The 6,559-nt window shown below is 50.0% G+C and carries 9 protein-coding genes; all 9 read left to right on the forward strand.

Annotation, left to right across the window (positions count from 1 at the left end; all coding sequences use genetic code 11):
• The first annotated feature begins 178 nt into the window (after positions 1 to 178).
• The gene (fkpA, locus tag NNN64_RS18405; RefSeq protein WP_271442317.1) at positions 179 to 997 is read left to right on the forward strand and encodes an FKBP-type peptidyl-prolyl cis-trans isomerase; all 819 of its coding nucleotides are present in this window, start codon (positions 179 to 181) and stop codon (positions 995 to 997) included.
• Between the two features lie 167 nt (positions 998 to 1,164).
• Entirely contained in the window at positions 1,165 to 1,887 is a 723-nt protein-coding gene (locus NNN64_RS18410; protein ID WP_271442318.1) for a helix-turn-helix transcriptional regulator, read from the forward strand.
• Positions 1,887 to 2,273 carry a sulfurtransferase complex subunit TusD gene (tusD, locus tag NNN64_RS18415; protein WP_271442319.1) on the forward strand — a complete coding sequence of 129 codons (387 nt, stop codon included), beginning with the start codon at positions 1,887 to 1,889 and terminating at the stop codon, positions 2,271 to 2,273. Before NNN64_RS18410 ends, tusD begins: the two co-directional genes overlap by 1 nt.
• Entirely contained in the window at positions 2,273 to 2,632 is a 360-nt protein-coding gene (gene tusC, locus NNN64_RS18420) for a sulfurtransferase complex subunit TusC (RefSeq protein ID WP_271442320.1), read from the forward strand. The genes tusD and tusC overlap by 1 nt, the downstream gene beginning before the upstream one ends.
• Positions 2,633 to 2,639: 7 nt before the next feature.
• Positions 2,640 to 2,927 (forward strand): sulfurtransferase complex subunit TusB, encoded by a 288-nt coding sequence (gene tusB, locus NNN64_RS18425; RefSeq protein WP_271442321.1) that lies wholly within the window; start codon positions 2,640 to 2,642, stop codon positions 2,925 to 2,927.
• A 125-nt stretch (positions 2,928 to 3,052) separates the two neighbouring features.
• Positions 3,053 to 3,427, forward strand: coding sequence for a 30S ribosomal protein S12 (gene rpsL, locus NNN64_RS18430; protein ID WP_003023654.1), 375 nt, complete (start codon positions 3,053 to 3,055; stop codon positions 3,425 to 3,427).
• Positions 3,428 to 3,522: 95 nt separating this feature from the next.
• Complete coding sequence (gene rpsG, locus NNN64_RS18435; protein WP_003023657.1) at positions 3,523 to 3,993, forward strand: 30S ribosomal protein S7; 471 nt, start codon at positions 3,523 to 3,525, stop codon at positions 3,991 to 3,993.
• A 96-nt stretch (positions 3,994 to 4,089) separates the two neighbouring features.
• Entirely contained in the window at positions 4,090 to 6,204 is a 2,115-nt protein-coding gene (fusA, locus tag NNN64_RS18440; protein ID WP_003023659.1) for an elongation factor G, read from the forward strand.
• Positions 6,205 to 6,273: 69 nt separating this feature from the next.
• On the forward strand, positions 6,274 to 6,559 hold a 286-nt coding region (locus NNN64_RS18445; protein ID WP_000031682.1), incomplete at its 3' end, for a GTP-binding protein.

Raw genomic sequence — 6,559 nt, forward strand, 5'->3', positions numbered from 1 at the left:
TAACTTTGCCTGTTTGCACAGCACTCATTCCTCTGCAACGAAACTAATTTAAACAAAAAGTGTCTGAAAAGTGGTGATAATAGGGCGTGCCTGTATGTTGATTTGTTCTACAACGCTTTATAGTACGTTTTTATGTTAGCTAACCCTGGGGTGAGATGCCCCGGCCCTGGAGAGATGGATGAAATCACTGTTTAAAGTAACGCTGCTGGCGACCACAATGGCCGTTGCACTGCATGCCCCGATCACCTTCGCTGCTGATGCTGCGAAACCAGCCGCTACCGCTGACAGCAAAGCAGCATTCAAAAATGACGACCAAAAAGCCGCTTACGCGCTGGGCGCGTCCCTGGGTCGTTACATGGAAAACTCCCTGAAAGAACAGGAAAAACTGGGCATCAAACTGGATAAAGATCAGTTGATCGCGGGTGTTCAGGATGCGTTTGCAGATAAGAGCAAACTGTCTGACCAGGAAATCGAACAAACTCTGCAGGCATTTGAAGCGCGCGTGAAGACTTCCGCTCAGGCGAAAATGGAAAAAGATGCGGCCGATAACGAAGCGAAAGGTAAAGAGTACCGTGCTAAGTTTGCTAAAGAGAAAGGTGTCAAAACCTCTTCTACTGGCCTGGTCTACAAAGTAGAGAAAGAAGGTACCGGTGAAGCACCGAAAGACAGCGATACTGTGGTTGTGAACTACAAAGGTACGCTGATTGATGGTAAAGAGTTTGATAACTCTTACACCCGTGGCGAGCCGCTCTCTTTCCGTCTTGACGGTGTTATTCCTGGCTGGACTGAAGGCCTGAAAAACATCAAGAAAGGCGGTAAAATCCAGTTGGTTATCCCACCGGATCTGGCATACGGTAAAACTGGCGTTCCGGGCATTCCAGCAAACTCCACGCTGGTCTTTGATGTTGAGCTGTTAGATATCAAACCGGCACCGAAAGCAGATGCGAAGCCAGATGCTGCACCGGCTGATAAAGCTGCAGACAGCAGCAAAAAGTAAATGATTAGAAACCGCCGCCCACAGGGCGGCGGTTTTTTATTATCGGCAGGATATAATTAATACTGGAAAGCGCCTTGTGCGCTGTATTACTTTAGATGCCCCTATAATAGTGATGAGCCTGCCCTGACAACATAACGACAGGCTCCTGAAAAGGAGTGCTTTTTTTCATGTCCAGGTCGCTTTTAACCAACGAAACCAGTGAGCTAGATTTACTGGAACAACGTCCTTTCGATCAAACCGACTTCGATATCCTTAAATCCTATGAAGCGGTAGTGGACGGGTTGGCGATGCTCATTGGTTCCCATTGTGAAATCGTATTGCACTCTTTGCAGGATTTGAAATGCTCGGCCATTCGCATCGCTAACGGTGAACATACGGGCCGTAAAATTGGCTCGCCGATTACCGACCTTGCGTTGCGTATGCTGCATGATATGACGGGTGCGGATAGCAGCGTGTCGAAGTGTTATTTCACACGCGCGAAAAGTGGTGTCTTGATGAAGTCGGTGACGATTGCCATTCGCAACCGTGAGCATCGCGTGATTGGTCTGCTGTGCATCAACATGAACCTTGATGTCCCTTTCTCGCAGATAATGAATACCTTTATCCCGCCGGAGACCCCGGAAGTGGGATCAGCCGTGAACTTCGCGTCCTCAGTCGAAGATCTGGTGACCCAGACGCTGGAGTTCACCATTGAAGAAGTGAACGCCGATCGTAACGTCTCCAACAATGCCAAGAATCGTCAGATCGTCCTGAACCTGTATGAGAAAGGGATCTTCGATATTAAAGATGCGATCAATCAGGTTGCCGATCGTCTGAACATCTCCAAGCACACGGTCTACCTCTATATTCGCCAGTTCAAAAGCGGTGATTTCCAGGGGCAAGATAAGTAATGCGTTTTGCCATCATGGTAACCGGGCCCGCCTACGGCACACAGCAAGCGAGTAGCGCATTGCAATTTGCGTATGCGCTACTCGAAGAAGGACACGAATTGTGTAGCGTCTTCTTTTATCGTGAGGGCGTGTATAACGCGAACGTTCTGACATCGCCCGCCAGTGATGAATTTGATTTAGTGCGAGCCTGGCAAAAGCTTCACCAGCAGCATGGTGTGGCGCTGAATATCTGTGTAGCGGCAGCCTTGCGGCGTGGTGTTGTTGATGAGACTGAGGCAACACGACTGGGGTTGTCTGGTGCTAATTTACAGTCAGGATTTACTCTCAGCGGTCTTGGATCGCTGGCTGAAGCATCCCTGACGTGCGATCGCGTGGTGCAGTTTTAATGAAACGTGTTGCCTTTGTTTTTTCTACTGTGCCGCACGGCAGCGCATCCGGCCGCGAAGGACTGGATGCTTTACTGGCGACATCTGCATTAACGGAAGATCTCGGCGTGTTCTTTATCGGTGATGGTGTCTTCCAGATCCTCCAGGGGCAACAACCGGACGTCGTTCTGGCGCGAGACTATATCTCTACTTTCAAACTGTTAGGATTGTACGATATAGAACAATGCTGGCTTTGTGCGGCCTCATTGCGTGAGCGAGGCCTGGCAGAGGGGGCGAATTTTGTGGTTGATGCGACGGCGCTTGAACCGGAAGATTTGCGTCGTGAGCTTGGCAACTATGACGTCATTTTGAGGTTTTGAGGCTCTCATGCTGCACATTTTACATCGCTCTGCGTGGCTAACCGACTTCTCCTCTCTCCTGCGTCTGATTGCTGAAGATGACGAGCTTTTACTGCTTCAGGATAGCGTCACTGCAGCAATAGAAGGCAGTCGTTTCCTTGAAAGTCTGCAAAATGCCTCCATTAAGGTCTATGTACTGGAAGAAGACATTAAAGCTCGCGGGTTGGGTGGTCAAATTTCAGACAGTGTCGTCAGGGTTGGCTATACTGACTTCGTCAGACTTACGGTGAAGCATCTCAGCCAGATGACCTGGTAATTGTGGGATCGTTGTATATTTCTTGACACCTTTTCGACACCGACCTAAAATTCTGCGTCCTCATATTGTATGAGGTCGTTTTATTACGTGTTTACGAAGCAAAAGCTAAAACCAGGAGCTATTTAATGGCAACAGTTAACCAGCTGGTACGCAAACCACGTGCACGCAAAGTTGCAAAAAGCAACGTGCCTGCGCTGGAAGCATGCCCGCAGAAACGTGGCGTATGTACTCGTGTATATACTACCACCCCTAAAAAACCGAACTCCGCACTGCGTAAAGTTTGCCGTGTTCGTCTGACTAACGGTTTTGAAGTGACTTCCTACATCGGTGGTGAAGGTCACAACCTGCAGGAGCACTCCGTGATCCTGATCCGTGGCGGTCGTGTAAAAGACCTCCCGGGTGTTCGTTACCACACCGTTCGTGGTGCGCTTGACTGCTCCGGCGTTAAAGACCGTAAGCAATCACGCTCCAAGTATGGCGTGAAACGTCCTAAGGCTTAATGGTTCTCCGTTAAGTAAGGCCAAACGTTTTATATTAATGTCAAACTAAACTCTTAGAGTTTTGGACAATCCTGAATTAACAACGGAGTATTTCCATGCCACGTCGTCGCGTCATTGGTCAGCGTAAAATTCTGCCGGATCCGAAGTTCGGATCAGAACTGCTGGCTAAATTTGTAAATATCCTGATGGTAGATGGTAAAAAATCTACTGCCGAAACTATCGTATACAGCGCGCTGGAGACCCTGGCTCAGCGTTCTGGTAAAAACGAACTGGAAGCTTTCGAAGTAGCTCTCGAAAACGTGCGCCCGACTGTCGAAGTTAAGTCTCGCCGCGTTGGTGGTTCTACTTATCAGGTACCAGTTGAAGTCCGTCCGGTCCGTCGTAATGCTCTGGCAATGCGTTGGATCGTTGAAGCTGCTCGTAAACGCGGTGATAAATCCATGGCTCTGCGCCTGGCGAACGAACTTTCTGATGCTGCAGAAAACAAAGGTACTGCAGTTAAGAAACGTGAAGACGTTCACCGTATGGCAGAAGCCAACAAGGCGTTCGCACACTACCGTTGGTAATCCCTTCGGAGTTTTAGTCACCAGGCGGGCGCTTCTAGTAAGCAGCCCGCTTTGGGCTACTTAAATTGAACGCCTAAAAGATAAACGAGGAATCAAATGGCTCGTACAACACCCATCGCGCGCTACCGTAACATCGGTATCAGTGCGCACATCGACGCCGGTAAAACCACTACTACCGAACGTATTCTGTTCTACACCGGTGTAAACCATAAAATCGGTGAAGTTCATGACGGCGCAGCCACCATGGACTGGATGGAGCAGGAGCAGGAACGTGGTATTACTATCACCTCCGCAGCGACTACTGCATTCTGGTCTGGTATGGCTAAGCAGTACGAACCGCATCGCGTAAACATCATCGACACCCCGGGGCACGTTGACTTCACTATCGAAGTAGAACGTTCCATGCGTGTGCTTGATGGTGCAGTAATGGTTTACTGCGCAGTTGGTGGTGTTCAGCCTCAGTCTGAAACCGTATGGCGTCAGGCAAACAAATATAAAGTTCCGCGCATTGCGTTCGTTAACAAAATGGACCGTATGGGTGCGAACTTCCTGAAAGTTGTTGGTCAGATCAAAACCCGTCTGGGCGCGAACCCTGTTCCGCTGCAGCTGGCAATTGGCGCTGAAGAAGCGTTCACCGGTGTTGTTGACCTGGTGAAAATGAAAGCCATCAACTGGAACGAAGAAGATGCAGGCGTAACCTTCACTTATGAAGATATCCCGGCAGACATGCAGGAACTGGCTGAAGAATGGCACCAGAACCTGATCGAGTCCGCTGCGGAAGCTTCAGAAGAGCTGATGGAGAAATACCTGGGTGGTGAAGAACTGACTGAAGAAGAGATCAAAAAAGCTCTGCGTCAGCGTGTTCTGAACAACGAAATCATCCTGGTAACCTGTGGTTCTGCGTTCAAGAACAAAGGTGTTCAGGCGATGCTGGATGCGGTAATTGATTACCTGCCATCCCCAGTCGACGTACCTGCGATCAACGGTATTCTGGACGACGGTAAAGATACTCCTGCTGAGCGTCATGCTAGCGATGACGAGCCGTTTGCTGCTCTGGCATTCAAAATCGCTACCGACCCGTTCGTGGGTAACCTGACCTTCTTCCGTGTGTACTCTGGTGTGGTTAACTCCGGTGACACCATCCTGAACTCCGTGAAAACTGCACGTGAGCGTTTTGGCCGTATCGTTCAGATGCACGCCAACAAGCGTGAAGAGATCAAAGAAGTTCGCGCGGGCGATATCGCGGCTGCAATCGGTCTGAAAGACGTGACCACTGGTGACACCCTGTGTGACCCGGATCACCCGATCATTCTGGAACGTATGGAATTCCCTGAGCCGGTAATCTCCATCGCAGTTGAACCGAAAACCAAAGCTGACCAGGAAAAAATGGGTCTGGCTCTGGGCCGTCTGGCTAAAGAAGACCCGTCTTTCCGTGTATGGACTGACGAAGAATCTAACCAGACCATTATCGCCGGTATGGGTGAGCTGCACCTCGACATCATCGTTGACCGTATGAAGCGTGAATTCAACGTTGAAGCGAACGTCGGTAAACCTCAGGTTGCTTACCGCGAAGCGATTCGTGCGAAAGTTACCGATATCGAAGGTAAACACGCTAAGCAGTCTGGTGGTCGCGGTCAGTACGGTCATGTTGTTATCGACATGTACCCGCTGGAGCCGGGTTCAAACCCGAAAGGCTACGAGTTCATCAACGACATCAAAGGTGGTGTAATTCCTGGCGAATACATCCCGGCCGTTGATAAAGGCATCCAGGAACAGCTGAAATCCGGCCCGCTGGCTGGTTACCCGGTTGTTGATCTGGGCGTGCGTCTGCACTTCGGTTCTTACCATGACGTTGACTCCTCTGAGCTGGCGTTTAAACTGGCCGCTTCTATCGCCTTCAAAGATGGCTTTAAGAAAGCGAAACCAGTTCTGCTTGAGCCTATCATGAAGGTTGAAGTAGAGACTCCGGAAGAGAACACCGGTGACGTTATCGGTGACTTGAGCCGCCGTCGTGGTATGCTTCGTGGTCAGGAATCCAACGTCACTGGCGTTGTTATCCATGCTGAAGTTCCGCTGTCTGAAATGTTCGGATATGCAACCCAGCTGCGTTCTCTGACCAAAGGCCGTGCTTCTTACTCCATGGAGTTCCTGAAGTACGACGATGCGCCGAACAACGTTGCTCAGGCCGTTATTGAAGCCCGTGGTAAATAAGCCACAGGATTAAAACCTAAGTCCCGTGCTCTCTCCAAAGGGGAGAGCACTATAGTAAGGAATATAGCCGTGTCTAAAGAAAAATTTGAACGTACAAAACCGCACGTTAACGTCGGCACCATCGGCCACGTTGACCACGGTAAAACTACCCTGACCGCTGCAATCACCACCGTACTGGCTAAAACCTACGGCGGTGCTGCTCGTGCTTTCGACCAGATCGATAACGCTCCGGAAGAAAAAGCTCGTGGTATCACCATCAACACTTCTCACGTTGAATATGACACCCCGACTCGCCACTACGCGCACGTAGACTGCCCGGGCCACGCCGACTATGTTAAAAACATGATCACCGGTG

The sequence above is a fragment of the Citrobacter sp. Igbk 14 genome, assembly GCF_028069825.1.
In the GTDB taxonomy this organism is placed as follows: domain Bacteria; phylum Pseudomonadota; class Gammaproteobacteria; order Enterobacterales; family Enterobacteriaceae; genus Citrobacter.